Genomic DNA, 23,419 nt, shown 5'->3' with positions numbered 1-23,419 from the left:
CGCAGGTGTCACGGCGGAGAGGAGCACCCGCATGTCGAACCACACCTACCGGGTCACCGAGATCGTCGGCACCTCGCCCGACAGTGTCGACCAGGCCATCCGTAACGGTGTCACCCGCGCCTCGCAGACTCTGCGCAACCTGGACTGGTTCGAGGTGACCCAGGTCAGGGGCCAGATCGAGGAGGGGCAGATCGCGCACTGGCAGGTCGGCCTGAAGGTGGGCTTCCGACTGGACGAGTCGGACTGACCGGCCGGCCGCAGAACCCCGACCTGACGGGCCCGTCCCCCAGCGGGCGTTTCAGGTCCGCCCCTCTCCTTCCTGCGCCGCCTCCAGCGCGGCGGACGGGGCCGTCCAGCGTGCCCGTACGACGGTGAAGCCGGCCCGTTGCGCGTCCTCGCACACCAACTCGTCGTCGTCCACGAGCACACGGATGTCCCGGGTACGGGCGAGACGGCGCAGGATCTCCAGCTTGGTGCGGCGGGCCGGCCGGCGGTCGTCGTTGCGCCGCATGTACACGCGCCCGTCGGGCAGTCCCTGTGCGGTGAGCCAGTCGAGCGTGTCACGCCGGCAGCGCTCGGGCCTGCCGGTGAGATAGACGACCTCGCACTCCTTCGCGCTCTCCAGCACCAGCGCGATGCCCTCCGGGATCGGCGGGTCGTGAGGTGCGGCGGCGAAGAAAGCGTCCCAGTCGCGCGGCTTGCGCTCCAGGAACCGCTGTCGGTGCGCCGTGTCGGCGAGCGTGTTGTCCAAATCGAACACGGCGAGCGGGCGTTTGCTGCTGTCGGTCACCCGCCCACCCTAGACACCGGCGTACCTGCACGAGATGGCCGACGACCAGGCGGCAAAGGAAACGGCAAGGAGATCCATCGGATCCATCTCCTTGCCCTCTTCAACGTATAGCGCACCGGGGGGCTTGCGGCAAGGCCCGGGGTGTACCGCAGGATGGGCGGCCGAAGCCAGGACCTGCGGAAATGGGGGATTCAACCATGCGTGTGCTGTTGTCGACGTGGGGATCGCGCGGGGATGTCGAACCGCTGGCGGGGCTTGCCGTGCGGCTGCGGGAACTGGGCGCGGAGGTCCGGGTGTGCGCACCTCCGGACGAGGAGTTCGTGGCGCTGCTGGACCGTGCCGGTGTGCCGCTGGTGCCGCTCGGCCCGACGGTGCGCTCGGTGGTGACCGGCACCAGGCCGCCGTCCGCGGCGGACGCGTTCCGGCTCGCGCCCGAGCTGGTCGCCGCGCGGTTCGACACGCTCACCGCGGCGGCCGAGGGATGTGACGTGCTGGTGGCGACCGGGTTGATGCCGGCCGGCGCACGCTCGGTGGCCGAGAAGCTGGGGATCCCGTACGTGTACGCGTGTTTCCATCCGTTCGGGCTGCCGTCGCCGCACCTCCGTCCGGGGGCGCGCCCGGGCACTCCGTCGCCGCAGGAGGAGAGCGACCTCAAGGTGCTGTGGGAGCAGGACGACCAGCGTGTGAACGCCTTGTACGGCGAGGCGGAGAACACCCATCGGGCGGCGATCGGCCTGCCACCGGTGCGGAGCGTCCGGGACCACACCTTCACCGACCGGCCGTGGCTGGCGGCGGATCCGGTCCTGGGCCCCTGGCAGGACGTCTCGCATCTCGACATCGTGCAGATGGGGGCATGGTTCCTGCCGGACGAACGCCCGCTCCCGCAGGAGCTGGAGGCTTTTCTGGACGCCGGTGCTCCGCCGGTGTACGTGGGCTTCGGCAGCATGGCCCTGCACCTCTCGAAGGACCTCGCGCGGGTGGCCATCGAGGCGGTCCGTGGCTACGGCCGCCGTGTCCTGCTCGCCCGCGGCTGGGCCGGCCTGGCTCCGGTGGACGACCGGGACGACTGCTTCGTGGTCGGCGAGGTCAACCATCAGGCATTGTTCGCCCGGGTGGCCGCCGTCATGCACCACGGCGGCGCGGGCACGACGACCGCGGCCGCCCGGGCCGGCGCGCCTCAGGTGGTGGTTCCGCAGATCGCGGACCAGCCGTCCTGGGCCGCCAGGGTGGCCGAGCTGGGCATCGGCGCGGCGCACGACGGCCCGACGCCGACCGTCGAGTCCCTGTCGGCCGTACTCGCCACCGCCCTGGCCTCCGGAACCCGGGCACGGGCGAACGCGGTGGCCGGCACGATCCGCACGGACGGAACGTCGGTGGCCGCGAAGATGCTCTTCGAGGCGGCCGGCGCAGAAGGACCGTCCGTGTCCGCGTGAACCACCGGCACCGACGGACAACTCGCCCGATCCGGGCGGCACTTGGAACGGCATACGAGGCCACAGGTCCGGCGGGCTCCACCCGGTGGCATCGGGCAGCGGGCGTATGGATCATGCTTGGGCCATGCCATCCGCTCTTCCCTCCCCCCGCCACACCCTGATCGGCGCGGCCCAGCAGCGCCCCTGCACGCTCGTCGTGTGCCGGGGCTGCTGCTGCGGCGATCCACGCAAGCACCCGGGCACCGACCACGTCTGGCAGCTGGACCGGCTGCGCGCCTTGGCGGCCGAGCACGGTTTCCAGGTCCGTACGACCGACTGCCTGGGCCCCTGCGACCAGGCGAACGTCATCGTCGTCCAGCCCTCGGCCGCCGGGCGCCGGGCGGGCGGCCGGGCCACCTGGGTCGGGTTCGCCATGGACGACGACTGCACGGAGGAGATCGCGGGCTGGGCGGCGGCGGGCGGGCCGGGTGTCGCCGAGCCACCGGTGACGCTTGAGCTGCAGTTCATCCGGCCGCCGCGGGACGCACGCGTGCGGAGTCGTCGCTGAACCTCTCGCCATTCTCGTAGGGGGATCCGTTCGGTCCTCACCACGACATCGGGCCGTGAGGAATCCTGCGGGCTCGCAGGTGTTGAACCTTCCATGAGCTCCGCGATCGCCTCGACACGCTTCTCCGTCCTCGACCGCTCGCGCACCCGCGAGGGTCACACCGACGCCGAGGCGCTGCGCGACACGGTACGGCTGGCACAGGAGCTGGAGGACGCCGGCTACCACCGGTTCTGGGTCTCCGAGCATCACGGGGTGCCCGGGGTCGCCGGGTCCGCGCCGACCGTGCTGGCCGCCGCCGTCGCGGGCGCAACGCGGACGATCCGGGTCGGCACGGGCGGTGTGATGCTGCCCAACCACCAACCGCTGGTCGTGGCCGAGCAGTTCGGGGTGCTGGAGTCCCTGTTCCCTGGCCGTATCGACATGGGTCTCGGCCGGTCCGTCGGCTTCACCGGCGGGGTGCGCAGGGCGCTGGGGCGCGACAAGGACGACGCCGACGACTTCGCAGGGCAGCTGCAGGAACTGCTCGGCTGGTTCCGCGGCACCTCGCCGACGGGGGTGCATGCGCGGCCGGCCGAGGGCCTGACGGTGCCGCCGTTCGTGCTGGCCATGGGCGAGGGCGCCGAGATCGCCGCCCGCGCGGGCCTGCCGATGGTGATCGGCGACCTCCGCAACCGGGAGAGGATGCAGCGCGGCATCGACCACTACCGGGCCCACTTCCGCCCCTCGCCCTGGGCTCCCGAGCCGTACGTCGTCATCTCCGGCACGATCGTCGTGGCCGCCACCCCCGAGGAGGCGCGGCGGCTCCTGATCCCGGAGGCCTGGTCGATGGCCCACTCCCGCACCCACGGCGCCTTTCCGCCCCTGCCGCCCGCCGAGCGCGTCGAGCACCTCACGATGACCGAACGGGAACGCGGCTTCTACGACGCCGGGCTCACCGGCCACCTGGCCGGCACCGAGGAGCAGGTCGCGCACGAACTGGAGACGGTGCTGAAGGAGACGGGGGCGCAGGAGGTACTGGTCACCACCAGCACCTACGACCGCGAGGCCCTGCTGGACTCCTACCGGCGCCTTGCCCGGCTGTGGTGATCACCGTCGGCGGCGGCGCCCCGAGGCCGGGCCCGGCCCGTCAGTGCCGTCGGCGGGCGTTGAGCCGGGCGGCCTGACGGGTCAGGTAGTCGCGTTCGGCGAGGTTGGGTGCCTTGTGGGCCGCCTCGGTGTACAGCCGCGCCGCCGTGGCCAGGTCACCCTCGCGTTCGTGGAGGTGGGCCGCCACCGCGGTGTGGCGGGGCAGTGACTCGTCCAGCTCCTTGAGTGCCGCCAGCCCGGCGCGGGGTCCGTCGGCCTCGCCGACGGCCACCGCGCGGTTGAGCCGCACGACGGGACTGTCGGTCAGGTGCGCGAGTTCGTCGTACCACTCGACGATCTGCACCCAGTCGGTCTCCTCGGCGGTGAGTGCGTCGGCGTGCAGGGCCGCGATGGCGGCCTGGGCCTGGAACTCACCCAGCCGGTCACGGGCGAGGGCCGCCTGCAGGATCTCGACGCCCTCGGCGATCGACTCGGTGTCCCATCGGCCGCGTTCCTGCTCGGCCAGCGGCACCAGGCTGCCGTCGGGCGCGGTCCGGGAGGCGCGCCGGGCGTGGTGGAGCAGCATCAGGGCGAGAAGTCCCGCCACTTCGGGGTGGTCGATCACGGCCGCGAGTTGACGGGTGATCCGGATGGCCTCGGCGGCGAGGTCGACGTCGCCGGAGTAGCCCTCGTTGAAGACCAGGTAGAGGACCCGCAGCACGGTGGCGACGTCACCGGGCCGGTCGAAGCGCACACCGGAGACGGTGCGCTTGGCCCGGCTGATGCGCTGCGCCATGGTCGCCTCGGGCACCAGGTAGGCCTGGGCGATCTGGCGGGTGGTCAGCCCGCCGACGGCGCGCAGGGTGAGCGCCACCGCGGACGACGGCGTCAGCGACGGGTGGGCGCACAGGAAATAGAGCTGCAGCGTGTCGTCCACCGCGGGCGCGGGCCCGGGCTGCGGCTCCTCGTCCACACGGTCCTCACGCCGGCGGCGGGCGGCGTCCGCCCGCGTCGCGTCCAGGAACTTGCGCCACGCCACGGTGACCAGCCAGCCCTTCGCATCCCGCGGCGGGTCGGCCGGCCACCCGCGGACCGCTTCTATGAGCGCGTCCTGCACGGCGTCCTCGGCCGCCGCGAAGTCGGCTCCCCGGCGGACGAGGACGGCGAGCACGCTCGGTGTGAGGCTCCTCAGCAGGGCCCCGTTCATCGGTGAGGTCACTCCGTGATGGTGCAGTGCTCGGTCATGAACGGGCGCAGTTCGAGCCACTCGTGGATCGGCTTGCCGCCCGCGCCGGGGGCGGCCGACAGTTCCCCGGCCAGTTCGAGGGCGCGCTCGTAGGTGTCGACGTCGATCACCATCCAGCCGGCGATGAGGTCCTTGGTCTCGGCGAACGGGCCGTCGGTGACCGGCGGTCGCCCCTCACCGTCGTACCGGACGAACGTCCCTCCGGGGGCCAGTCCCTGGCTTTCGATGAACTCGCCGGTCTCCTCAAGGCGTGCCGCGAAGTCCTGCATGTACTGCACGTGGGCCGAGATCTCCTCCGGCGTCCACTGGTCCATGGGCACGTCGTTGGCCGGAGCCGGAGCGCCTCGGTAGTGCTTGAGCAACAGGTACTTGGCCATCGTCGTTCTCCTCGGTACTGGTGCGCCCATTGTGGTCGCGTTCACCTCGGGGACGGAGCCCGTCTCGGGTTCTCGACATGGCCGCCCGAGATCTTTCTCGGCGCCCCGGTCCACGCGGCGGCGCGAGGCCGCTACGGCGTGGTTCCAGGCCCCAGCGAGGCTCGGATGAGGTCGCTCAACTCCCCGTCGGTGACGCCCTCCGCGTCCTGGGAGCGCAGTCGGATGGTCCCCTTGCCGCTGACGAGATGCGGATGGCGGGAGGTGAGGCCCGCGCCCGCGTCCTTGTCCCACCCGTAGACCGAGACCCCGTGCTGCCACACTCCGACGTGCAGCTTGCGGTTGCCGACCCGGTAGGTCGGCAACCCGTACGCCAGCACGACGTTCGCCTCGGGATACGCCTCAAGAATCAACCGGTGCACGCGGTCGAACAGTGCGCGGTGCTCGGGTGCGATCCCGTCGATGTAGTTCTTCGCTTCGGCGTCCATACGGCCCATTCTGGTGGCGTGCCGCCGTGCGCGCCCGCCTCGCTCAGTGCACCTGCGCAAGGCCGCTGGTGAGCGCGGCGAGCGCGGCAGGCAGGGTGTCGGCGCGGGCGGTGGAGGTGTCCGCGGCCCAGGAGACGTAGCCGTCGGGGCGGATGAGCAGGGCTGCCGCGCCGAGGTCGTCGGCGCAGGTGGCACGGACGAGGTCGACTCGCGGGGGGAGCGGGAGGTCGGCCGGGACGGTCGCGGTCAGATCGAGCAGGACGGCGTGCCCCGAGCCGAACAGGGCCGACAGCCGGGTCGGGCCTGCTTCGGTCACCAGGTCGGCGTCCGGCATGCGCTGCCCGGTGAGGGGATGCTCGCCGGGCAGCTCGTAGCGCAGCGAGAGGCCGGACATCAGTCCCGCGAGGTGGCGGTTGGTGTCGGGCAGGCGCAGCAGGTCGATGACGATGTCGCGCAGGGCGGCGACGTCCTCGCCCGGGTTCGGGTCGGCCAGGACGCGCTGCGCCGACGTGTGGTGCAGGACCTGGGCTCCGACCGGGTTCCGTTCGCTGTGGTAGCTGTCCAGAAGGCCGCTCGGGGCGCGGTCCTTGACGACCGCGGCCAGTTTCCAGCCGAGGTTGAAGGCGTCCTGTATGCCGAGGTTGAGACCCTGGCCGCCCAGGGGCGGGTGGATGTGTGCGGCGTCGCCCGCGAACAGGACCCGGCCCGCGCGGTAGTGCTCCAGTTGCCGGGTGGCGTCGCTGAAGCGGGAGGAGTGGTCCACGGCACCCAGGGTGGTCTCCGGGCCGTACACGGTCTGCAGCGCGGCGGTGATCTCCTCGGCGGTGACGGGGATGTCGCGGGTGCCGTCCGCCTGGTCCGCGCGCCCGAAGGTGAACCGGTACCGGTCGTCGCCGAGCGGGACCAGCATGGCCCAGTAGCCGCCCGCGTGGCGGGTCAGGCTGCTCATGTGCCCCATCTGCCGCGGCACGTGCGCCGATACGGCGGACAGGCGGATGTCGGCCACCACCGCCTGATGGGTGCCGGGCCTGCCGGGAAACGGCAGCCCGAGCAGCTTGCGCACCGTGCTGTGGCCGCCGTCGCATGCCACCAGATGGCTCGCGCGCACCCGCAGACCGTCCGCCGTCACGACCACGCCGTCGTCATCGGACTCGACTGCCGAGACGGCGGTGTCACGCACAACCAGCACACCCGCGGCGAGCGCCCGCTCTTCGAGCACTTCCTCGATCTCCCACTGCGGGATCGCGATCGGGAAAGGGTGCCTGGTGCGCCAGGGCGTGCAGTCCAGGGGCACGGGCAGGGCCGCGAAATGACCACCCACCGGGTCACGCGGCACGGCCCGCTTCAGCAGCGGCTCCAGCAGCCCGCGCGACTCCAGCAGCTCCGCGGTGCGGGGCTGGATGCCGCCGCCCTTCACCTGCTCGATGCGCTGGGGCAGCTTCTCCAGGACCAGGGTCTCGACCCCGGCCAGCGCCAGTTCGCAGGCCAGCATCAGTCCGGTCGGGCCGGCGCCCGCGACAACGACGTCGGCCGTGCTCTCCGTCAACGTCAACACCCTCACTCCATCCCATCTCTCACCTCGGAGTAAATGTATACCAGGTGCAGAAATCCCCTGGGGGCAGTTTTCTGTTACGGTGGCTCCGTGGACGGCAAGCCAGGGCTACGGGAACGAAAGAAGCAGCGGACCCACGCGGCGATCTCCGACGCGGCGATCACGCTGTTTCTCGAACACGGCTTCCACCAGGTCTCGGTGGCCCAGGTGGCCGAGGCGGCGGAGGTGTCCAAGCGGACACTCTTCGCCTACTTCCCGGCGAAGGAGGACCTCGTGGTCCATCGCCTCGCCGACCACGAGACCGAGATCGCGCGCGTCGTGCGGGCCCGCCCGGACGGCACCGCCCCGCTGGCCGCAGTGCGGGAACACTTCCTCAAGGGACTGTGCGAGCGGGACCCGATCACCGGGCTCAACGACCACCCCCAGGTGCGCAGGCTCGTGCGGATGATTTTCGACACGCCCTCACTCGTGGCCCGGATGCAACGGTTCAGGACCGGTGGCGAACGCGCACTCGCTCAGGCACTGCGGGAAACCGCGGACACTCCGGAACTCACGGCGCGACTCGCCGCCGTCCAAATCGTCGCGGTCCACTGGGCGCTGGCCCTGGACAACGCCGAACGCCTGGCATACGGGGAGTCGGTCGACGAGCGGTACCCGGGAGCGGAGGCCGACGCCGAACACGCCTTCGCACTGCTGGAGAACGGTTTGCGGCAGCTGCCCACGCGGCAGTGACTCCCGGTGCCCGAGCGGCGAATGTCGCCGCGGCCCGGAGGCGAGGGCAGATTCCCGTCGGATACCCCTGAGACGCCCGGCAGATACCCAGCAGATAACGGGCTACGAGATGGCCCGGAGCCGGCCGTGGCGCCTGCGCCGGAGTCGGTCGACTGCCTGGGCGGTCTCCTCGTCCGCCGGGAGGAAGACGATCAACTGCTGGGCGTCCTCGGAGAGTTCGAGCGTCTCGCGGACCAGCTGAAGTTCGCAGCCGAACGGGTGGTGGAGGCGGAGCACCCCCCGTTTCGGAACGAGGTGTCGGTGCATGCGGCGTGTGAAGTCGAGGCCCGCGGCATGGGCGAGCTCTGTGCTGAACCACTCGGAGCTCTCGGCGGACGGTGCGAGCCACACGTCGAAGGCCTGCTGGTCGGCTACGTCGTCCCAGTCGGCGAAGAACGTCCGGGCGCGGGGATCGGTGAACACGTAGCGGGTGAGGTTCGGGGAGCCGGCGTCGAGCAGTCCCGTCTCGCTCACCACCGCCTCGTAATCGCTGGTGTGGGCAAGGATGTCGCCGAGCCGGTTGGTGACCACGGCGATGCCCGGTTCGAGGAGGCGGAGTGTCTCCAGGACCGAGGGGCGGACGTCGCGGCTGGGTGGAGCGGGCCGGGCGTGGGCGACGCATTCGCCGCCGGTGATCTTCGCGAGGTAGCGCAGATGGTTGCGCTCGGCCGGGTCGAGGCTGAGCGCGTCGGCGATCGCGTTCACCACCGCCACCGACGGATTGCGGTCACGGCCCTGTTCCATGCGGGTCAGGTATTCGACGCTGATGCCGGCCCGCGCGGCGAGATCCAGGCGGCGCAGCCCCGGGGACCGACGGCGCCCGTGATTCGGCAGCCCCAGCGATTCCGGCTGGACGCTGTCCCGCCTGGCCCGGATGAAGTCCCCCAACGGCGTACCCATGGGGAGAGCATAATTCGCCGCCCGCTGATCGCGAGGGGCTCAGCGTGGCCCTGTGGGGGCCAGCCTGAGCACGGTCTGGCTGCTGTCGTGGCGCAGCCCGATCGTGAGGGGCATGGACAAGAACGAGAACGAGAACGAGAACACGAACGATCACCAGCACCAGCACCGGCACCGGCTGGCGATCATCGTCGGGAGTGTCCGGGACAGCCGGTTCGGCCCGGTGGTGGCCTCGTGGGTCGCCGAACAGGCCACCACGCACGGCGGTTTCGACGTGGAGGTCGTCGATCTGGCCGATTCCGACATTCCGTTGGCGTTGCCCGCCGCGTCCCCGAAGTACGCCGGCGACGCATACCCCCGTCCGGCCGGGATGGCGGCACTGACCTCGGCCCTGGAGGGTGCCGACGCGTTCATCGTCGTCACGCCGGAGTACAACCACAGCTATCCGGCGTCGCTGAAGGCGGCCATCGACTGGCACTTCAGCCAGTGGACGGCCAAGCCCGTCGCCTTCGTCAGCTACGGCGGTGCGGCGGGCGGCCGGCACGCGGTGCTGCACCTGGAGAACGTGCTCACCGAACTGCACGCGGTGACGGTCCGCGACGGCCTCGCCTTCCCGAACTACTTCACGACATGGCAGGACGGCCGCCCCCTCGACCCCGAGACAACCGGCTACGCCAAGACGGTGCTCGACCAGCTGGCCTGGTGGGCGGGCGCGCTCCGGTCGGCACGCGACACCACTCCGTACCCGGCGTGAGCCGCCCTCGGTTGTCACCCTGACGCCCGAGCAGACGAGCCGGCGGCTCCCCCCTCGCACCCCGTTTCCGACTTTCACCCCGTTTCCGATCAGCAGTCACAGGACAGCCTTTAAGGTTCTGTGGTTGGTCAACCCATCGGATGACCAGCGGGCCAGTGGATCAGGGGGACGAGGGCCGATGAACCATGCGACTGAGGTGTTCCAGCCGTTGCAGGCGGACGATCCGCCCATGGTGGCCGGTTATCGTCTGGCCGCCCGGCTCGGTGCCGGTGGCATGGGGCGGGTCTATCTGTCGCACACGCAGGGCGGCCGGCCGGTGGCGATCAAGGTGGTGCGGCCGGAGCTGGCCGACGACCCGGCGTTCCGGCGGCGGTTCGGCCGGGAGATCAAGGCAGCCCAGCGGGTCCGGGGCGCGTACACCGCCGAGCTGATCGACGCCGATCCGGACGGTGTACCGCCGTGGCTGGCCACGCTCTATGTGCCCGGGCCCTCGCTGGCGGAGGCCGTCGCCCGGAGCGGACCGCTGCCCGTGCCGGCGGTGCTGTGGCTGATGGCGGGGGTGGCCGAGGCGCTGCAGGCCATCCATGGCGCGGGGATCGTGCACCGGGACCTGAAGCCGTCGAACGTCCTGCTGGCCGCCGACGGGCCGCGGGTGATCGACTTCGGTATCTCGCTGGCCGCGGACGCCACTTCGCACACGGCCACGGGCTCCGCCGTCGGCACGCCTCAGTTCATGGCTCCCGAGCAGGCGACAGCGGATGAGGTCACGTCGGCGACCGACGTCTTCGCGCTCGGTCAGACGGCGGCGTTCGCCGCACTGGGCGAGCCGCTGTACGGGGACGGCCCATCTGCCACCGTCCTCTACCGGATCGTGCACTCGCAACCGGACCTGACCCTGCTGCCCGAACAGCTCCGTCCGCTGATCGCCCGGTGCCTGGCCGCCGATCCGACGGAACGGGCGACCCTGGCGGAGGTCGTCGCGTGGTGCCGGCAGCGGCTGGGCCGGGATGCCGACGCGGGCGGGGGGCCTGCCGTCTGGCAGCAGGTCACGGGGCCGGAGGTGACGGTCCCGGCTCCGGCCCCCGACCCCACCCGGACGCATACGCAACCGGTGCACACGCACCTGGTGCCCGCGCGGCCGTTGCTCGCGCAGCCGCAGTTGCAGATGCGGCCGACGGTGCCTGCGGAGCGGCGGGCCCGCCGAAGACGCACCGCGCTGCTCACGGCCGCCGTGACGGCAGGCGTGCTGTTGCTGACGGGCCTGGCATGGACGGTGATGGACGCGAGGGACCGGTCCCGCGACCGGGACTCCGGTGCCTCGTCGACGACCGGTGGGACAGCTTCCGCACAGTCGTCGGCATCGTCGTCGGCATCCGCGTCGACGACGGGCTCCGAGGGCGGGAAGCCTGGGGCGTCGAACCCTTCCCCGGCAGCGCCCAGGACGCCGCGGGCCGAGCCGTACCCCCAACTGACGCTGGACGAGAAGAACTCGGTGAGTTTCAAGGACGGGACGCAACTCAAGAACCGCAGGGGCGACCTCCGCTTCGTCTGCAAGAAGATCGGCTGTGCGCTGGAGAGCGACACCAGCACGATCTCCCAGCTGATGGGCATGACGGGAGCTACCCTCGATGACTGCCGCATCCTCATGGGAGGCGCCACGGCCCACAGCTTCCCGCTGGCCGCCGCGGCGACGGGCAGCGAGTTCTGCGTCAAGCACCGCAACGGTGACATCGCGCTGCTCGTGGTCCAGGTGAAGTCGACCGCACTGTGGGACACCCCCGGGATCAGCTTCCTGATGGTGGACATGACGATCTGGCGCGCGACGTAGGCGAATTGGCCGGCGGCGCGGCATGCGAGGGGTCTGCGGGCCCGGTCCGCACCCATCCGGGTGAGAAGTCGGTGACTCTGCATGCCGCGCCGCGAGGCGAACCATGGTCTCTTCAGCGTACAGACGGTCAAAGAAGGGACATGGCAGTGCATTTGAGGCGTACGGGAATGGTGTTGGGTGCGGCCGCGCTCGCGGTGCTGACACTTCCGGCCAACGCTCACGCGGTGGGGATCGCCTGTGGCGGGGGTGCGTCGACCGGCCGTGTGGCCGTCAATGGCTGCATCAGTGCTCAGCGCGGGTCGGTCGGCCGCTTCCCCTCCCGAGAGATGACGGCGTACATCAAGGCACGCAACACCGGCACCAGGGGCCTGAACGTCTCCTACGAGGCGTTTTCGCGTCCCGATGGTGGCTCCTGGGCGAAAGTGGGCAGCGGTCGCGCCTACGTCGGGGCAGGCCAGGAGATCGGCCCTGTCGAGGTAGGCAGCACGACCCGGATCTGCGCCCCCGTGAGGGTCGAGATCCGGGTGCACGCCCGGGCCGACGGCGCCGCCTGGAGCGGCTGGTCCCCCGCATCCACGAAGCAGTGCCAGACCTGAGCGACTGATCACTGCGCCGAGGCGAACCCCACGGCGACCGCAGCGCCGGCGCGCGCTGCGGCCCGTTCGCATACACTCGCGGAGTTTGTCCCGCCCCGGCCGCAGACCCGTACGGAGTTCCTGTTCATGCGCGACCCACACGACCCCTACGTCCGCGTCCGCGGCGCCCGTGAGCACAATCTCAAGGGCGTGGACGTCGACATCCCGCGGGACGTGCTGGCCGTGTTCACCGGTGTGTCCGGGTCCGGGAAGTCCTCGCTCGCGTTCGGCACCATCTACGCCGAGGCGCAGCGCCGGTACTTCGAATCGGTGGCACCGTATGCGCGCCGCCTGATCCATCAGGTCGGCGCGCCGAAGGTCGGCGAGATCACCGGGCTCCCGCCGGCGGTCTCCCTCCAGCAGCGCCGCTCGGCACCGACGTCTCGTTCGTCCGTCGGCACCGTCACCAACCTCTCGAACTCCCTGCGGATGCTGTTCTCCCGGGCCGGCGACTATCCCCCCGGTGCCGAGCGCCTCGACTCGGACTCCTTCTCCCCCAACACCGCTGCCGGTGCCTGCCCCGAGTGCCACGGTCTGGGGCAAGTCCACCGTACGACCGAGGAGTTGCTGGTTCCGGACCCCGCCCTGTCGATCCGTGAGGGTGCCATCGCCGCGTGGCCGGGCGCCTGGCAGGGCAAGAACCTCCGCGACATCCTCGACGCACTCGGCCACGACGTCGACCGCCCGTGGCGCGACCTGTCCGCCGAACAGCGGGAATGGATCCTCTTCACCGACGAGCAGCCGGTGGTGACCGTGCACCCGGTACGCGACGCGGACCGGATCCAACGCCCGTACCAGGGCACGTACATGAGTGCCCGCCGGTATGTCATGAAGACCTTCTCCGACTCCAAGAGCCCCACCCTGCGCACCAAGGCGGAACGCTTCCTCAGCAGCGCGCCCTGCCCCGCGTGCGGCGGCAGCAGGCTGCGCCCGGAGGCACTGGCGGTGACCTTCGGGGGCCGTACGATCGCCGAGCTGGCGGCGCTGCCCGTCGCGGACCTCGCCTCCGCCCTGGAGGCCACGTCCGAGGCCGCCCGCGTCCTCACCGAGGACCTGCGCTCCCGTATCGCGCCGATTCTCGAACTCGGCCTCGGCTACCTCAGTCCGGACCGTTCGACACCCACTCTCTCGGCGGGCGAGTTGCAGCGACTGCGCCTGGCGACCCAGTTGCGCTCCGGACTGTTCGGTGTCGTCTACGTGCTCGACGAACCGTCCGCGGGTCTGCACCCGGCGGACACGGAGGCCCTGCTCACCGTCCTGGAGCGGCTGAAGTCGGCGGGGAACTCGGTGTTCGTGGTCGAGCACCATCTCGACGTCATGCGCGGCGCCGACTGGCTGGTGGACGTGGGTCCGCTGGCCGGCGAGCACGGTGGCGAGGTGCTGCACAGTGGTCCGGTGCCGGAGCTGGCCTCGGTCGAGCGGTCGGCGACGGCCCGCTTCCTCTTCGACCGCTCCCCCGCCCCCGTACGCCAAGTGCGCACCGCGCGCGGCCAGTTGAAGGTCGGCCCGGTCATCCGGCACAACCTGCGCGGGGTGACGGCCGAGTTCCCGCTCGGCGTGCTGACCGCGGTCACCGGCGTGTCGGGGTCCGGGAAGTCCACGCTCATCGGCGAGATCACCGAAGACCTGGCGGGGGTGGCGCGGCTGGTGTCGGTCGACCAGAGGCCCATCGGCCGCACCCCGCGCTCCAACCTGGCCACCTACACCGGCCTCTTCGACGTCGTACGCAGGGAGTTCGCGGCCACCGACGAGGCGCGCAGCCGGGGTTACGGCGTCGGCCGCTTCTCCTTCAACGTGGCCGGAGGGCGCTGTGAGACCTGTCAGGGCGAGGGGTTCGTCAGCGTCGAGCTGCTGTTCCTGCCGAGTACGTACGCGCCGTGCCCGGACTGCGGCGGGGCCCGCTACAACCCCGCGACGCTCCAAGTGACGTACCGGGGACGGAACATCGCGCAGGTGCTCGACCTGACGGTGGAGAGCGCGGCGGAGTTCTTCGCGGACACTCCGGCGGTGGCCCGCAGTCTCGGCGCGCTGCTCGACGTGGGTCTCGGCTATCTGCGCCTGGGCCAGCCCGCCACCGAACTGTCCGGTGGCGAGGCCCAGCGCATCAAGCTGGCCGGCGAGTTGCAGCGTGGCCGCCGCGGCCACACGCTCTATCTCCTCGACGAACCGACCACCGGTCTCCACCCGGCCGATGTCGAGGTCGTGATGCGCCAACTGCACGGTCTGGTCGACGCCGGCCACACCGTGATCGTCGTCGAGCACGACATGTCGGTGGTGGCCGGCGCGGACTGGGTGATCGACCTGGGCCCGGGTGGCGGGGACGCGGGCGGCCGGATCGTCGCGGAGGGCACGCCGACACAGGTCGCGGGAGCGGAGGCGAGCGCTACGGCGCCGTATCTGAGCCGGGTGCTGCCGCGACAGGCGTGAGCGTGGCCAACCAGGCCGCGGTGTCGGCGGGGCGCGTAAAGCGCAGGGTCCGGAGCGGCGCGAAGCGTGGATCGCTCGTGCGGTGGGCGATTTCCCGGCGGCGGCCCGCATGCTGGGACCAGGCCCACCACACCGGGTGCTCCTTGCTGAGCCAGCCCGCCCAGGTCTCCGTGTTGCCGCCGAAGACCGGCTCGCGGGTGAGCGTGCGTCGCAGCGAGCGGCGTAGGACGCGGGGCAGGACGACGCGCTTGGCGTAGTCCAGCCACAGCACGGTGTCGGCCCGCTCCCAGAGCAGGTCACGGACTTCCGGATAGCCGATGGAGTCGATGATCCAGCGGGGTTCGGCCGCGAGCGGCGACACCGTCTCGGTCAGCTTGTCGTTGACGGCCCAGTCGGGGCCGGTGAAGTACAGGGCGTCCATCTCGTGGTACGGCATGTCCAGACGCGCGCTCACGGCCTGCGCGAGGGTCGATTTGCCCGCGCCGGTGACGCCCACCACCAAGATCCGCTGCACACCCCGCTGCGGGCTCATGGCTGCGCGGCGACCTCGGCGCGCAGAATCGAGTAGATCGCCATGTCGCGCCAGGCGCCGGCGCGGAAACAGGCGCCGCGCAGCGTGCCCTCGCGGCTGAAGCCCGCCCATTCCAGGGCACGCTGCTCGGCGATGTTCGTCACCTCGGTGCTCGCCTCGACACGGTTGACCCGGGTGTGGGCGAACAGGTACTCGACGAGCAGACGTTGAGCGTGCTTGCCGTAGCCCTTGCCGCGCTCGGCGGTCAGCAGGGAGACGCCGATGTTCCAGCAGGGTGATGCCGGGCCCTGCAGCACCTCGTGCCACTGCACCTCCCCGACGAACGTGTCGTCGTCCCCGGCGATGGCGAGCCGCCCGCCCTGAGCGGAGAGGAAACCGTGCTCCACCCACTGCCGGCGAAGCTGCCCCGGGTTGCGGTAGCCGAAGAAGCCGAGCTCCCCGGCCTCCGTGCGGTCCTCGTGAAGACGCTCGAACAGATCGAGATCGTCCTCGGCGATCGGGCGCAGGTGAACCAGGTCAACGTCAACGTGATCATGATCGGACATGAGGCAAGCCTAGCCACCGAGTCGTTCCGGGACTTTCCGTGTTGTTCCGCGTTGTTCCGGGTCTTTCCGGCTCCCGAGTGCGGAAAGCCGGAAAGACCCGGAACGGGCGTCAGTCGGTGGTGAGCAGACCGGCGACCAGATCGCGGGGCAGGCCGTGGGTGTCGTGGAGGTACCGGTAGTCCTCCTCGCTCAGCGGGTCGCCGAACTCCGGCCGGGAGAGCACCCGTTGACCGCGTTCGAGGAGCTTGGTGAACCGCTTTTCCTCGTCCAGGAGCAGCTCGCGGACCGTGCCGGACCCGCAGGACTGGTGAAAGTGGTCCAGCGTGTGCCCGACGAGTTCCACGGGCAGGTCGGTCAGGGTGTGCGAGGGGTTCTCGCGCCGCAGTGTGGTGAGCAGGCGGCGGATCAGGCGGCGCAGGACATAGCCGCGGCCGGTGTTGGACGGGCGGACGCCGTCGCCGAGTACGACGATGCTTGAGCGCAGGTGGTCGCAGACCAGTCGCGTCGACGGCCCGTCCAGGCGCCACAGCGGCGCAAGCAGCCGCATCCACGGTTCGAACAGGTCCGTCTCGTAGACCGAGCGGTGTCCCTGAAGGACGGTCGTCAGCCGTTCCAGGCCCATGCCCGTGTCGACGGCGGGCTGCCGCTGGGGTTCGAGGCTGCCGTCCTCGTGACGGCGGTAGCGCATGTTGACGTGGTTCCAGATCTCCACCCATCGCGGGTCCGTGGTGGGGGTGCCCTCCGGTGGGGTGTCGGGGTCGCCGGTCCAGACGAAGATCTCCGAGTCGGGTCCGCAGGGTCCGACGGGCCCGTTGGACCACCAGTTCTCGTCGTCGGTCGGCTCCACGGGCAGCCCCAACTCCTGCCAGGTGCGCAGCGATTCGGTGTCCGGGCCGAGCCGGCCGTCACCGCCGAAGACGGTGACGTACAGCCGCTCCCGCGGGATGCCGAACCCGTCGCGCAGCAGCTCGTATCCCCACCGCAGGCTCTGCGAATGGCCGTAGTCGCCGAGGGACCAGGAGCCGAGCATCTCGAAGACGGTGAGGTGGGTGAGGTCGCCGATCTCGTCGAGGTCGGTGGTGCGCAGGCAGCGCTGGACGTTGATCAGGCGCCGTCCCTGGGGGTGCGGACGCCCCTGGAGGTGGGGTGTGAGGGGGTGCATGCCGGAGGTGGTGAACAGCACCGGGTCCGAGGGCGGCGGCAGCAGGGTGCTTCCGGTGATGAGCTGGTGGCCGCGCTCCCGGTAGAAGTCGATGAACGTCCGTTTCGTCTCGTCGGTGTTCATGGCGGGGTTCCTTCGGGTCATGGGACCGGAAACCGCACCGCGGGAGCAGACTGCGAACGTGCGCAGAGGGGAAGCACAACCCGGCGGTCCGTTTCCGGCCGCCGGGGAGAGGTGGAGAGGTCAGGCGTCGGCAGCCGGCGAGCTGGTCGCTCGCGCGGCTGCGGTGTGCCTGCAACAGGTCCTGACCTTCATGGAAGCCACGCTAACAGGGGGCCGCCGGCCCGTCGCCGGGTTTTTTCGGGCGCCAGGGTCTCAGGCCATGCGACTGACGGTTCTCGGCGGCTGCGGGGCGTGGCCTTCGGCGGTCCGGGCGTGCAGCGGCTGTCCATCCATGGCGGCGGATTCCGGTTGCCGGTCGATGCCGGTTACGTCACCCTGCCCCGCCTGCTGCGCCACAGCACCGTCGACGCGGTCGACGCCATGCTGATCGGCCATGGGCACCCGGACCACCGCGTCGACCTCAACCCTCTGCTCCGTATGCGGGCATCCGGCTCGGCACGCCGCGCGGCGTGCTCGCCCCACCGGCGGCACCGGCCCCAGCCGGGACATTCCGCGCCTCGCGGAGGGCGCGGATCTGTTCCTGTGGGAGGCCACCTACCCCCAACCGGATGCCGGCCGCCGACGCGCCCTGCCCGCTGACCGCGGGGCTTGCCGGTCGGGATGCCCAACAGGCGGGCGCCGCCTGACTGTTGATCACCCACCTGTGGCCAGGCACGGACGTCGCCCTCGCCCGGGAGACGGCCTCGGAGTTCCTCGGGCAGCCAGTCGACGTCGCCGTCCCTGACCTGGGCGTCGGACCGGTCACCTGACCCTGGTGATGCCCGGCGAACCGAATCGCTAGGCCACCAACGCCGTGTGGATCCAACCCGGTTGGGCCGTGGCGGCGGGCTGGGCCGCGCGGGCGAGCGAGCGGCGGTCGTGGTGGCTGCCCGGTGCGATGGGCTGTTGTACGTCGACCTCGGCCACCAGCCCCCGCGCCGTCACCACCCGCCACACCGAGGCCAGCAGCGAGTCGTTGCCGATGAAGGCGGGCGCCGTGCTGGGCGTGCCCCCGGCGATGCGGTACTGCAGACGGACCGGCTGGACGGGAACGCCCGCGTCGAGGGCGGACTGGAAGACGGCCCGGCGGAAGTCGCCCTGGGCGCGTCCGCACCAGGTGCTGCCCTCGGGGAAGACGGCGACGGCGCCCCCGTCGCGCAGTTCGTCCGCAATCCGGGCGACCGTGTCCGGCAGGGCGCGCAGCCGGTCGCGGTCGATGAACAGGGAGGCGCGCGCGGCGACCGGTCCCGCCACGGGCCAGTGCCGGATCTCGGCCTTGGCGAGCATGCGGGCCGGGCGGACGGCGGCGAGCAGCGGGATGTCCAGCCAGGAGATGTGATTGGCGACCAGGAGCAGTCCGCCGGTGGGCGCGGCGGCGCCGGTGATGCGGATCTGGACCCCTGCGGCCCGTACGACCCATCGGCTCCACCGCCTCACCAGCTCGGCGGGGATGCGCCCGCCGAGCGGCGACAGCACGATCCCGGCGAGCACCAGGACCACGACTGCCGCCATCCGCAGCACGGCGCGCGGTACGGCCGTGGCGGACCCCGTCGGCTCGATGCACGCCCCCGGGGTGCAGGGCGCGCTGGGCAGCCAGACGCTCATCAGGACGGCACGAGCGAGAGGAAGTGCCGCAGATAGCGCTGGTTGACCCGGCGCATCGACAGCAGCACGTACAGGTCGGCGACCCCGAAGTCCGGGTCGTGCGCGGGCTGTCCGCACACCCATGCACCGAGGCGGAGGTAGCCGCGCAGCAGGGCGGGCAGTTCGGCCGAGGCGGGGGTGGCCGAGGCGGCGGCGTTCGGGACCCAGGGCAGCAGCGGCTGCACCCGGTACTCCTCGGGGGCCAGGTACTTGCCCCGCACCCGCTCCCAGGTCGCGGAGGCGAGCGCGCCGCCGTCGCCGAGCGGGACGGAGCAGCAGCCCGCCAGCCACTCGTGGCCGCGGTCCACCATGTAGCGGGCGATCCCCGCCCAGATGAGGCCGATGACGGCGCCGTCGCGGTGGTCGGGGTGGACGCAGGAGCGGCCGACCTCGACCAGGCCGGGCCGGATCGCGTCGAGCGCGGTCAGGTCGAACTCGCTCTCGGAGTACAGCCGTCCGGCGACGGCGGCGCGCTCCGGCGGCAGCAGCCGGTAGGTGCCGACGACCTGCCCGGTCACCTCCTCGCGCACGAGCAGGTGGTCGCAGTAGGCGTCGAAGGAGTCGATGTCGTGGCCCGGCTGCGGGGTGGCCAGCAGGGCGCCCATCTCTCCCGCGAAGACGTCGTGCCGCAGCCGCTGTGCGGCACGCACGTCGGCCTCGTCACGGGCGAGGGAAACGGTGTAGCGGGTGGGTGCCGTGGGCTGCGGGGGACGGTCGAGCGTGGATACGCCGGTCATGGCTTACTCCTGGTCACGGGCCGGGTCGGCGAGACGGGGGCGGCGACGCGGTGTCATGCGGTCCGCCGCCCCTGTTCTTCCGATGCCGACTGACCTTGACGTGTCCGGCGCAGAGAGAACGGGTGTGAGCTTGTTGAACGGCTCGGGCGGAGGCCTCGGCCATGGCCCGAACGGTCAAAAGGTGTCCGTCATTTCACCGGTGCGCAGCGCTCCAGCCATCCGCGGGCCTCCATCTCGCCGAGCCCGCTCCAGGATGAGGTCTCCCGTCCACGAACACTACAGACCCCACACATGCGAGACGGGGCCGGGGAGCACCACTCCCGGCCCCGCCCGTCCGCACCGACCGGCGAACGGTCCGCTACCGCTTGGCCGCCTTCCGCGTGGCCCGCAGCCATTCCTTGTTCATGCTCGTGATGGACACCAGCGGGATGCCCTTCGGGCAGGCGGTGGCGCACTCCCCGGTCAACGTGCAGCCGCCGAAGCCCTCCTCGTCCATCTGCGCCACCATGTCGAGCACCCTCGTCTCACGCTCGGGCGCGCCCTGCGGCAGGACGTTGAGATGGTTGATCTTGGCTGAGGTGAAGAGCATCGCCGCCCCGTTCGGGCAGGCCGCCACACAGGCCCCGCAGCCGATGCACTCGGCGTGCTCGAACGCGAAGTCGGCGTCCGGTTTCGGTACGGGGGCGGCATGCGCATCCGGTGCGGCGCCGGTCGGGGCGGTGATGTAGCCGCCGGACTGGATGATGCGGTCGAAGGCCGAGCGGTCGACGACGAGATCCTTGATCACCGGGAAGGCGGAGGCCCGCCACGGCTCGATGTCGATCGTGTCGCCGTCCTTGAAGGACCGCATGTGCAGCTGGCAGGTGGTGGTGCGCTCGGGACCGTGCGCGTCACCGTTGATCACCAGGCTGCACGCGCCGCAGATGCCCTCGCGGCAGTCGTGGTCGAAGGCGACGGGGTCCTCGCCCTTGAGGATGAGCTCCTCGTTGAGGGTGTCGAGCATCTCCAGGAACGACATGTCGGAGGAGATGCCGTCCACCTCGTACGTGGACATGGCGCCGTCGGCGCCGGCGTTCCGCTGCCGCCAGACGCGCAGGGTGAGCTTCATGCGTAGCTCCGCTGAGTGGGGTGGACGTACTCGAAGACCAGGTCTTCCTTGTGCAGGGTCGGGGCCTCGCCCGTGCCCGTGAACTCCCAGGCCGCCGCGTAGCCGAACTCGTCATCCCTGCGGGCCGCTTCGCCGTCCGGGGTCTGGGACTCCTCGCGGAAGTGGCCGCCGCAGGACTCGGCCCGGTGCAGTGCGTCGAGGCACATGAGCTCGGCGAGTTCGAGGTAGTCGACGACGCGGTTGGCCTTCTCCAGCGACTGGTTGAACTCCTCGCCGGTGCCGGGCACCTTGATGCGCCGCCAGAACTCCTCGCGGATCTGCGGGATGCGCTCCAGGGCCTTGCGCAGACCGGAGTCCGTACGCGCCATGCCGCAGAACTCCCACATGAGTTCGCCGACTTCGCGGTGGAAGGAGTCGGGAGTGCGGTCGCCGTCGACGGACAGCAGCAGGTGGAGGCGGTCCTCGGTCTCCGCCAACACCTCCTGCACGACCGAGTGTTGGTCGGTGACCGGCTCGTGGTGCGGGTTGCGGGCGAGGTAGTCGTTGATGGTGGCCGGCAGTACGAAGTAGCCGTCGGCCAGGCCCTGCATCAGGGCGGAGGCGCCGAGGCGGTTCGCGCCGTGGTCGGAGAAGTTGGCCTCGCCGACCGCGAACAGGCCGGGGATGGTGGTCTGCAGGTCGTAGTCCACCCACAGGCCGCCCATCGTGTAGTGCACGGCGGGGTAGATCCGCATCGGAACCGTGTACGGGTCCTCGGCGGTGATCCGCGCGTACATGTCGAAGAGGTTGCCGTACTTCTCCTCGACCGCCTTGCGGCCCATCCGCTCGATGGCGTCGGCGAAGTCCAGGTACACGCCCTGTCCGCCGGGGCCCACGCCCCGCCCCTCGTCGCAGACGTTCTTCGCGGCGCGGGAGGCGATGTCGCGGGGCACCAGGTTGCCGAAGGAGGGGTAGATGCGCTCCAGGTAGTAGTCGCGCTCGTCCTCGGGAATCCTGTTCGGCGGCCGGTCGTCGCCCTTGGCCCTGGGCACCCAGATCCGCCCGTCGTTGCGCAGCGACTCGCTCATCAGGGTCAGCTTGGACTGGTGGTCGCCGGTGCGCGGGATGCAGGTGGGGTGGATCTGCGTGAAGCAGGGGTTGGCGAAGTAGGCGCCGCGCCGGTGGGCGCGCCAGATCGCGGTGGCGTTGGAGTTCATGGCGTTCGTCGACAGGTAGAAGACGTTGCCGTAGCCGCCGCTGGCGAGTACGACGGCGTCCGCGAAGTACGTGTCGATCTTCCCGGTGACCAGGTCCCGGGCCACGATGCCGCGGGCCTTCCCGTCGACGACGATCAGGTCGAGCATCTCGGTGCGCGGGTGCATCTCGATGGCGCCCGCGGCGATCTGCCGGCTGAGGGCCTGGTAGGCGCCGAGCAGCAGTTGCTGGCCCGTCTGGCCGCGGGCGTAGAAGGTCCGGGAGACCTGTACGCCGCCGAAGGACCGGGTGTCGAGGAGGCCGCCGTACTCACGGGCGAACGGCACGCCCTGCGCCACGCACTGGTCGATGATCTCGACGGAGATCTGCGCGAGCCGGTGCACGTTCGACTCCCGTGCCCGGAAGTCGCCGCCCTTGACGGTGTCGTAGAACAGCCGGTGGACGGAGTCGCCGTCGTTGCGGTAGTTCTTCGCCGCGTTGATGCCGCCCTGCGCGGCGATCGAGTGGGCGCGGCGCGGGGAGTCCTGGTAGCAGAACTGGACGACGTGGTAGCCCTGTTCGGCCAGCGTGGCACCCGCGGAACCTCCCGCGAGGCCGGTGCCCACCACGATCACGGTGTGCTTGCGCCGGTTGGCCGGGTTGACCAGTCTGGCCTCGAAACGGCGCTTGTCCCAGCGCTCGTTGACGTGGCCGGAGGGCGCCTTGTCGTCGACGACCGGCTCTCCGGTCCCGTAGTCGGCATAAGAAGTCATGTCAGCTCACCACTCCGGTCATGACGCCCACCGGTACGGCGATGAAGCCGGCCGTGAGCAGCACTGCGAGGACGTTTGCGGAGGTCTTCAGGGCGCGGTCGCGGGCGCGGCTGCCGACGCCCAGGGTCTGGGCCGCGCTCCAGAAGCCGTGCCGGATGTGCAGGCCGAGGGCGAGCATCGCGACGATGTAGATGACGTTGCCGTACCAGGTGGAGAAGGTGTCCACGACGTTCTGGTACGGGTGGCCCTCCTGGAAGCCGCCCGGGTGCACGGTGCCGGTGGTCAGGTCGAGGATGTGCCACACGATGAACAGGCCGAGGATGATCCCGCCCCACCGCATGGTGCGCGTCGCGTAACTCGCTCCCGCCTTCTTGTGCACGTACGTGCTGGGCCGCGCCTTGATGTCGCGGCGGCTGAGCTGGTAAGCGGAGACCGCGTGCGCGACGACCGCGACGACCAGCAACACCCGGATCAGCCACAGCGTCCACTCGTAGTGCATGAAGGGCTCGCCGACGGTGCGCAGCCAGTGCGCGTAGTGGTTGAACTCGCCTGCCCCGAAGAAGATCTTCAGATTGCCGATCACATGGGCGACCAGGTACAGCAGCATGATCACGCCGCTGACGGCCATCACCGTCTTCTTGCCGACGGAGCTGTCCCACACCGTGCGCGCCATCGACGGCCGTCGGTCCGTCCGCGTTGCCAGAGCCATGACTCAAGACGCTAGGGCCGAAGAGCCTCATCGGTCCAAGACATGGTCCGGCTTGATTCCATAGGCT

At 70.9% G+C, this 23,419-nt stretch carries 24 protein-coding genes; 9 read left to right on the top strand and 15 right to left on the bottom strand.

Annotated elements, in window-relative coordinates; genetic code table 11:
• Positions 1–31: 31 nt before the first annotated feature.
• On the top strand, positions 32–247 hold the full coding sequence (locus OG870_RS40645; protein ID WP_266528860.1) for a dodecin: 216 nt from the start codon (positions 32–34) through the stop codon (positions 245–247).
• 51 nt (positions 248–298) lie between these two features.
• On the opposite strand, the gene OG870_RS40640 is transcribed toward OG870_RS40645, so the two are convergent.
• Complete coding sequence (locus tag OG870_RS40640; protein WP_266528862.1) at positions 299–790, bottom strand: phosphatase domain-containing protein; 492 nt, start codon at positions 788–790, stop codon at positions 299–301.
• A 197-nt stretch (positions 791–987) separates the two neighbouring features.
• Here OG870_RS40640 and OG870_RS40635 point away from each other — a divergent pair, with 197 nt between their 5' ends.
• The 3 genes from OG870_RS40635 to OG870_RS40625 all read left to right on the top strand — a co-directional run bounded on the left by OG870_RS40635 (position 988) and on the right by OG870_RS40625 (position 3,856).
• A complete protein-coding gene (locus OG870_RS40635) occupies positions 988–2,223 on the top strand; it encodes a glycosyltransferase (protein WP_266591941.1) in 1,236 nt (411 codons plus the stop codon).
• A 124-nt stretch (positions 2,224–2,347) separates the two neighbouring features.
• Positions 2,348–2,770, top strand: a complete 423-nt coding sequence (locus OG870_RS40630) for a (2Fe-2S) ferredoxin domain-containing protein (RefSeq protein WP_266528867.1) — start codon at positions 2,348–2,350, stop codon at positions 2,768–2,770.
• Between the two features lie 93 nt (positions 2,771–2,863).
• Positions 2,864–3,856, top strand: a complete 993-nt coding sequence (locus OG870_RS40625) for an LLM class flavin-dependent oxidoreductase (RefSeq protein ID WP_266591940.1) — start codon at positions 2,864–2,866, stop codon at positions 3,854–3,856.
• A 40-nt stretch (positions 3,857–3,896) separates the two neighbouring features.
• Here OG870_RS40625 and OG870_RS40620 read toward each other — a convergent pair whose 3' ends face one another.
• The 4 genes from OG870_RS40620 to OG870_RS40605 form a co-directional block, all read right to left on the bottom strand.
• Complete coding sequence (locus OG870_RS40620; RefSeq protein ID WP_266529335.1) at positions 3,897–5,042, bottom strand: RNA polymerase sigma factor; 1,146 nt, start codon at positions 5,040–5,042, stop codon at positions 3,897–3,899.
• 8 nt (positions 5,043–5,050) lie between these two features.
• Entirely contained in the window at positions 5,051–5,458 is a 408-nt protein-coding gene (locus OG870_RS40615; protein ID WP_266528873.1) for a YciI family protein, read from the bottom strand.
• Positions 5,459–5,589: 131 nt separating this feature from the next.
• Positions 5,590–5,943: a DUF1801 domain-containing protein gene (locus tag OG870_RS40610; protein WP_266591939.1), complete on the bottom strand. Its 354-nt coding sequence runs from the start codon at positions 5,941–5,943 to the stop codon at positions 5,590–5,592.
• A 43-nt stretch (positions 5,944–5,986) separates the two neighbouring features.
• Positions 5,987–7,498 carry an FAD-dependent monooxygenase gene (locus tag OG870_RS40605; protein ID WP_405625757.1) on the bottom strand — a complete coding sequence of 504 codons (1,512 nt, stop codon included), beginning with the start codon at positions 7,496–7,498 and terminating at the stop codon, positions 5,987–5,989.
• A gap of 87 nt (positions 7,499–7,585) precedes the next feature.
• On the opposite strand from OG870_RS40605, the gene OG870_RS40600 reads away from it, so the two are divergent.
• A complete protein-coding gene (locus tag OG870_RS40600) occupies positions 7,586–8,227 on the top strand; it encodes a TetR/AcrR family transcriptional regulator (protein WP_327692014.1) in 642 nt (213 codons plus the stop codon).
• A gap of 102 nt (positions 8,228–8,329) precedes the next feature.
• On the opposite strand, the gene OG870_RS40595 is transcribed toward OG870_RS40600, so the two are convergent.
• The gene (locus OG870_RS40595; protein WP_327692013.1) at positions 8,330–9,166 is read right to left on the bottom strand and encodes a helix-turn-helix domain-containing protein; all 837 of its coding nucleotides are present in this window, start codon (positions 9,164–9,166) and stop codon (positions 8,330–8,332) included.
• A gap of 112 nt (positions 9,167–9,278) precedes the next feature.
• On the opposite strand from OG870_RS40595, the gene OG870_RS40590 reads away from it, so the two are divergent.
• The 4 genes from OG870_RS40590 (at position 9,279) to OG870_RS40575 (ending at position 14,807) form a co-directional block, all read left to right on the top strand.
• Complete coding sequence (locus OG870_RS40590; protein ID WP_327692012.1) at positions 9,279–9,917, top strand: NADPH-dependent FMN reductase; 639 nt, start codon at positions 9,279–9,281, stop codon at positions 9,915–9,917.
• A gap of 178 nt (positions 9,918–10,095) precedes the next feature.
• Positions 10,096–11,745 (top strand): serine/threonine-protein kinase, encoded by a 1,650-nt coding sequence (locus OG870_RS40585; RefSeq protein ID WP_327692011.1) that lies wholly within the window; start codon positions 10,096–10,098, stop codon positions 11,743–11,745.
• Between the two features lie 140 nt (positions 11,746–11,885).
• Positions 11,886–12,341 (top strand): hypothetical protein, encoded by a 456-nt coding sequence (locus OG870_RS40580; RefSeq protein ID WP_266528892.1) that lies wholly within the window; start codon positions 11,886–11,888, stop codon positions 12,339–12,341.
• 126 nt (positions 12,342–12,467) lie between these two features.
• Positions 12,468–14,807 carry an excinuclease ABC subunit UvrA gene (locus OG870_RS40575; RefSeq protein WP_266528895.1) on the top strand — a complete coding sequence of 780 codons (2,340 nt, stop codon included), beginning with the start codon at positions 12,468–12,470 and terminating at the stop codon, positions 14,805–14,807.
• Here the strand turns inward: OG870_RS40575 and OG870_RS40570 are convergent.
• From OG870_RS40570 to OG870_RS40530, 9 genes are all read right to left on the bottom strand, one after another.
• Complete coding sequence (locus OG870_RS40570) at positions 14,764–15,321, bottom strand: adenylate kinase (RefSeq protein WP_266529341.1); 558 nt, start codon at positions 15,319–15,321, stop codon at positions 14,764–14,766. The genes OG870_RS40575 and OG870_RS40570 overlap by 44 nt on opposite strands.
• Before the next feature lie 14 nt (positions 15,322–15,335).
• Complete coding sequence (locus tag OG870_RS40565) at positions 15,336–15,884, bottom strand: GNAT family N-acetyltransferase (RefSeq protein WP_266591936.1); 549 nt, start codon at positions 15,882–15,884, stop codon at positions 15,336–15,338.
• A 109-nt stretch (positions 15,885–15,993) separates the two neighbouring features.
• On the bottom strand, positions 15,994–17,169 hold the full coding sequence (locus OG870_RS40560; RefSeq protein ID WP_327692010.1) for an alanine--tRNA ligase-related protein: 1,176 nt from the start codon (positions 17,167–17,169) through the stop codon (positions 15,994–15,996).
• 252 nt (positions 17,170–17,421) lie between these two features.
• Positions 17,422–17,604 carry a hypothetical protein gene (locus OG870_RS40555; RefSeq protein WP_327692009.1) on the bottom strand — a complete coding sequence of 61 codons (183 nt, stop codon included), beginning with the start codon at positions 17,602–17,604 and terminating at the stop codon, positions 17,422–17,424.
• Positions 17,605–18,006: 402 nt separating this feature from the next.
• Entirely contained in the window at positions 18,007–18,813 is an 807-nt protein-coding gene (locus OG870_RS40550) for a lysophospholipid acyltransferase family protein (RefSeq protein ID WP_266591934.1), read from the bottom strand.
• Complete coding sequence (locus tag OG870_RS40545; RefSeq protein ID WP_266591933.1) at positions 18,813–19,589, bottom strand: GNAT family N-acetyltransferase; 777 nt, start codon at positions 19,587–19,589, stop codon at positions 18,813–18,815. Before OG870_RS40545 ends, OG870_RS40550 begins: the two co-directional genes overlap by 1 nt.
• A 358-nt stretch (positions 19,590–19,947) precedes the next feature.
• Positions 19,948–20,697, bottom strand: coding sequence for a succinate dehydrogenase/fumarate reductase iron-sulfur subunit (locus OG870_RS40540; protein ID WP_266528916.1), 750 nt, complete (start codon positions 20,695–20,697; stop codon positions 19,948–19,950).
• On the bottom strand, positions 20,694–22,643 hold the full coding sequence (locus tag OG870_RS40535; protein ID WP_266591932.1) for a fumarate reductase/succinate dehydrogenase flavoprotein subunit: 1,950 nt from the start codon (positions 22,641–22,643) through the stop codon (positions 20,694–20,696). Before OG870_RS40535 ends, OG870_RS40540 begins: the two co-directional genes overlap by 4 nt.
• Before the next feature lies 1 nt (position 22,644).
• Complete coding sequence (locus OG870_RS40530; protein ID WP_266592630.1) at positions 22,645–23,316, bottom strand: succinate dehydrogenase; 672 nt, start codon at positions 23,314–23,316, stop codon at positions 22,645–22,647.
• Positions 23,317–23,419: the final 103 nt, after the last annotated feature.

The sequence above is a fragment of the Streptomyces sp. NBC_00461 genome, from assembly GCF_036013935.1.
Classification (GTDB): Bacteria; Actinomycetota; Actinomycetes; order Streptomycetales; family Streptomycetaceae; genus Streptomyces.
The sequence above is the reverse complement of the archived record's forward strand: the minus strand, read 5'-3'. Positions and strand labels throughout refer to the sequence as shown.

What these genes read in the sequence shown, in the direction of transcription:
- OG870_RS40645 (WP_266528860.1), top strand. Translation starts at nt 32, where the DNA reads ATGTCGAACCACACCTACCGGGTCACCGAGATCGTCGGCACCTCGCCC.
- OG870_RS40635 (WP_266591941.1), top strand. Translation starts at nt 988, where the DNA reads ATGCGTGTGCTGTTGTCGACGTGGGGATCGCGCGGGGATGTCGAACCG.
- OG870_RS40630 (WP_266528867.1), top strand. Translation starts at nt 2,348, where the DNA reads ATGCCATCCGCTCTTCCCTCCCCCCGCCACACCCTGATCGGCGCGGCC.
- OG870_RS40625 (WP_266591940.1), top strand. Translation starts at nt 2,864, where the DNA reads ATGAGCTCCGCGATCGCCTCGACACGCTTCTCCGTCCTCGACCGCTCG.
- OG870_RS40620 (WP_266529335.1), bottom strand. Translation starts at nt 5,042, where the DNA reads ATGAACGGGGCCCTGCTGAGGAGCCTCACACCGAGCGTGCTCGCCGTC.
- OG870_RS40615 (WP_266528873.1), bottom strand. Translation starts at nt 5,458, where the DNA reads ATGGCCAAGTACCTGTTGCTCAAGCACTACCGAGGCGCTCCGGCTCCG.
- OG870_RS40610 (WP_266591939.1), bottom strand. Translation starts at nt 5,943, where the DNA reads ATGGACGCCGAAGCGAAGAACTACATCGACGGGATCGCACCCGAGCAC.
- OG870_RS40595 (WP_327692013.1), bottom strand. Translation starts at nt 9,166, where the DNA reads ATGGGTACGCCGTTGGGGGACTTCATCCGGGCCAGGCGGGACAGCGTC.
- OG870_RS40590 (WP_327692012.1), top strand. Translation starts at nt 9,279, where the DNA reads ATGGACAAGAACGAGAACGAGAACGAGAACACGAACGATCACCAGCAC.
- OG870_RS40585 (WP_327692011.1), top strand. Translation starts at nt 10,096, where the DNA reads ATGAACCATGCGACTGAGGTGTTCCAGCCGTTGCAGGCGGACGATCCG.
- OG870_RS40580 (WP_266528892.1), top strand. Translation starts at nt 11,886, where the DNA reads ATGGCAGTGCATTTGAGGCGTACGGGAATGGTGTTGGGTGCGGCCGCG.
- OG870_RS40575 (WP_266528895.1), top strand. Translation starts at nt 12,468, where the DNA reads ATGCGCGACCCACACGACCCCTACGTCCGCGTCCGCGGCGCCCGTGAG.
- OG870_RS40565 (WP_266591936.1), bottom strand. Translation starts at nt 15,884, where the DNA reads ATGTCCGATCATGATCACGTTGACGTTGACCTGGTTCACCTGCGCCCG.
- OG870_RS40560 (WP_327692010.1), bottom strand. Translation starts at nt 17,169, where the DNA reads ATGAACACCGACGAGACGAAACGGACGTTCATCGACTTCTACCGGGAG.
- OG870_RS40555 (WP_327692009.1), bottom strand. Translation starts at nt 17,604, where the DNA reads ATGGCCGATCAGCATGGCGTCGACCGCGTCGACGGTGCTGTGGCGCAG.
- OG870_RS40550 (WP_266591934.1), bottom strand. Translation starts at nt 18,813, where the DNA reads ATGAGCGTCTGGCTGCCCAGCGCGCCCTGCACCCCGGGGGCGTGCATC.
- OG870_RS40545 (WP_266591933.1), bottom strand. Translation starts at nt 19,589, where the DNA reads ATGACCGGCGTATCCACGCTCGACCGTCCCCCGCAGCCCACGGCACCC.
- OG870_RS40540 (WP_266528916.1), bottom strand. Translation starts at nt 20,697, where the DNA reads ATGAAGCTCACCCTGCGCGTCTGGCGGCAGCGGAACGCCGGCGCCGAC.
- OG870_RS40535 (WP_266591932.1), bottom strand. Translation starts at nt 22,643, where the DNA reads ATGACTTCTTATGCCGACTACGGGACCGGAGAGCCGGTCGTCGACGAC.
- OG870_RS40530 (WP_266592630.1), bottom strand. Translation starts at nt 23,316, where the DNA reads ATGGCGCGCACGGTGTGGGACAGCTCCGTCGGCAAGAAGACGGTGATG.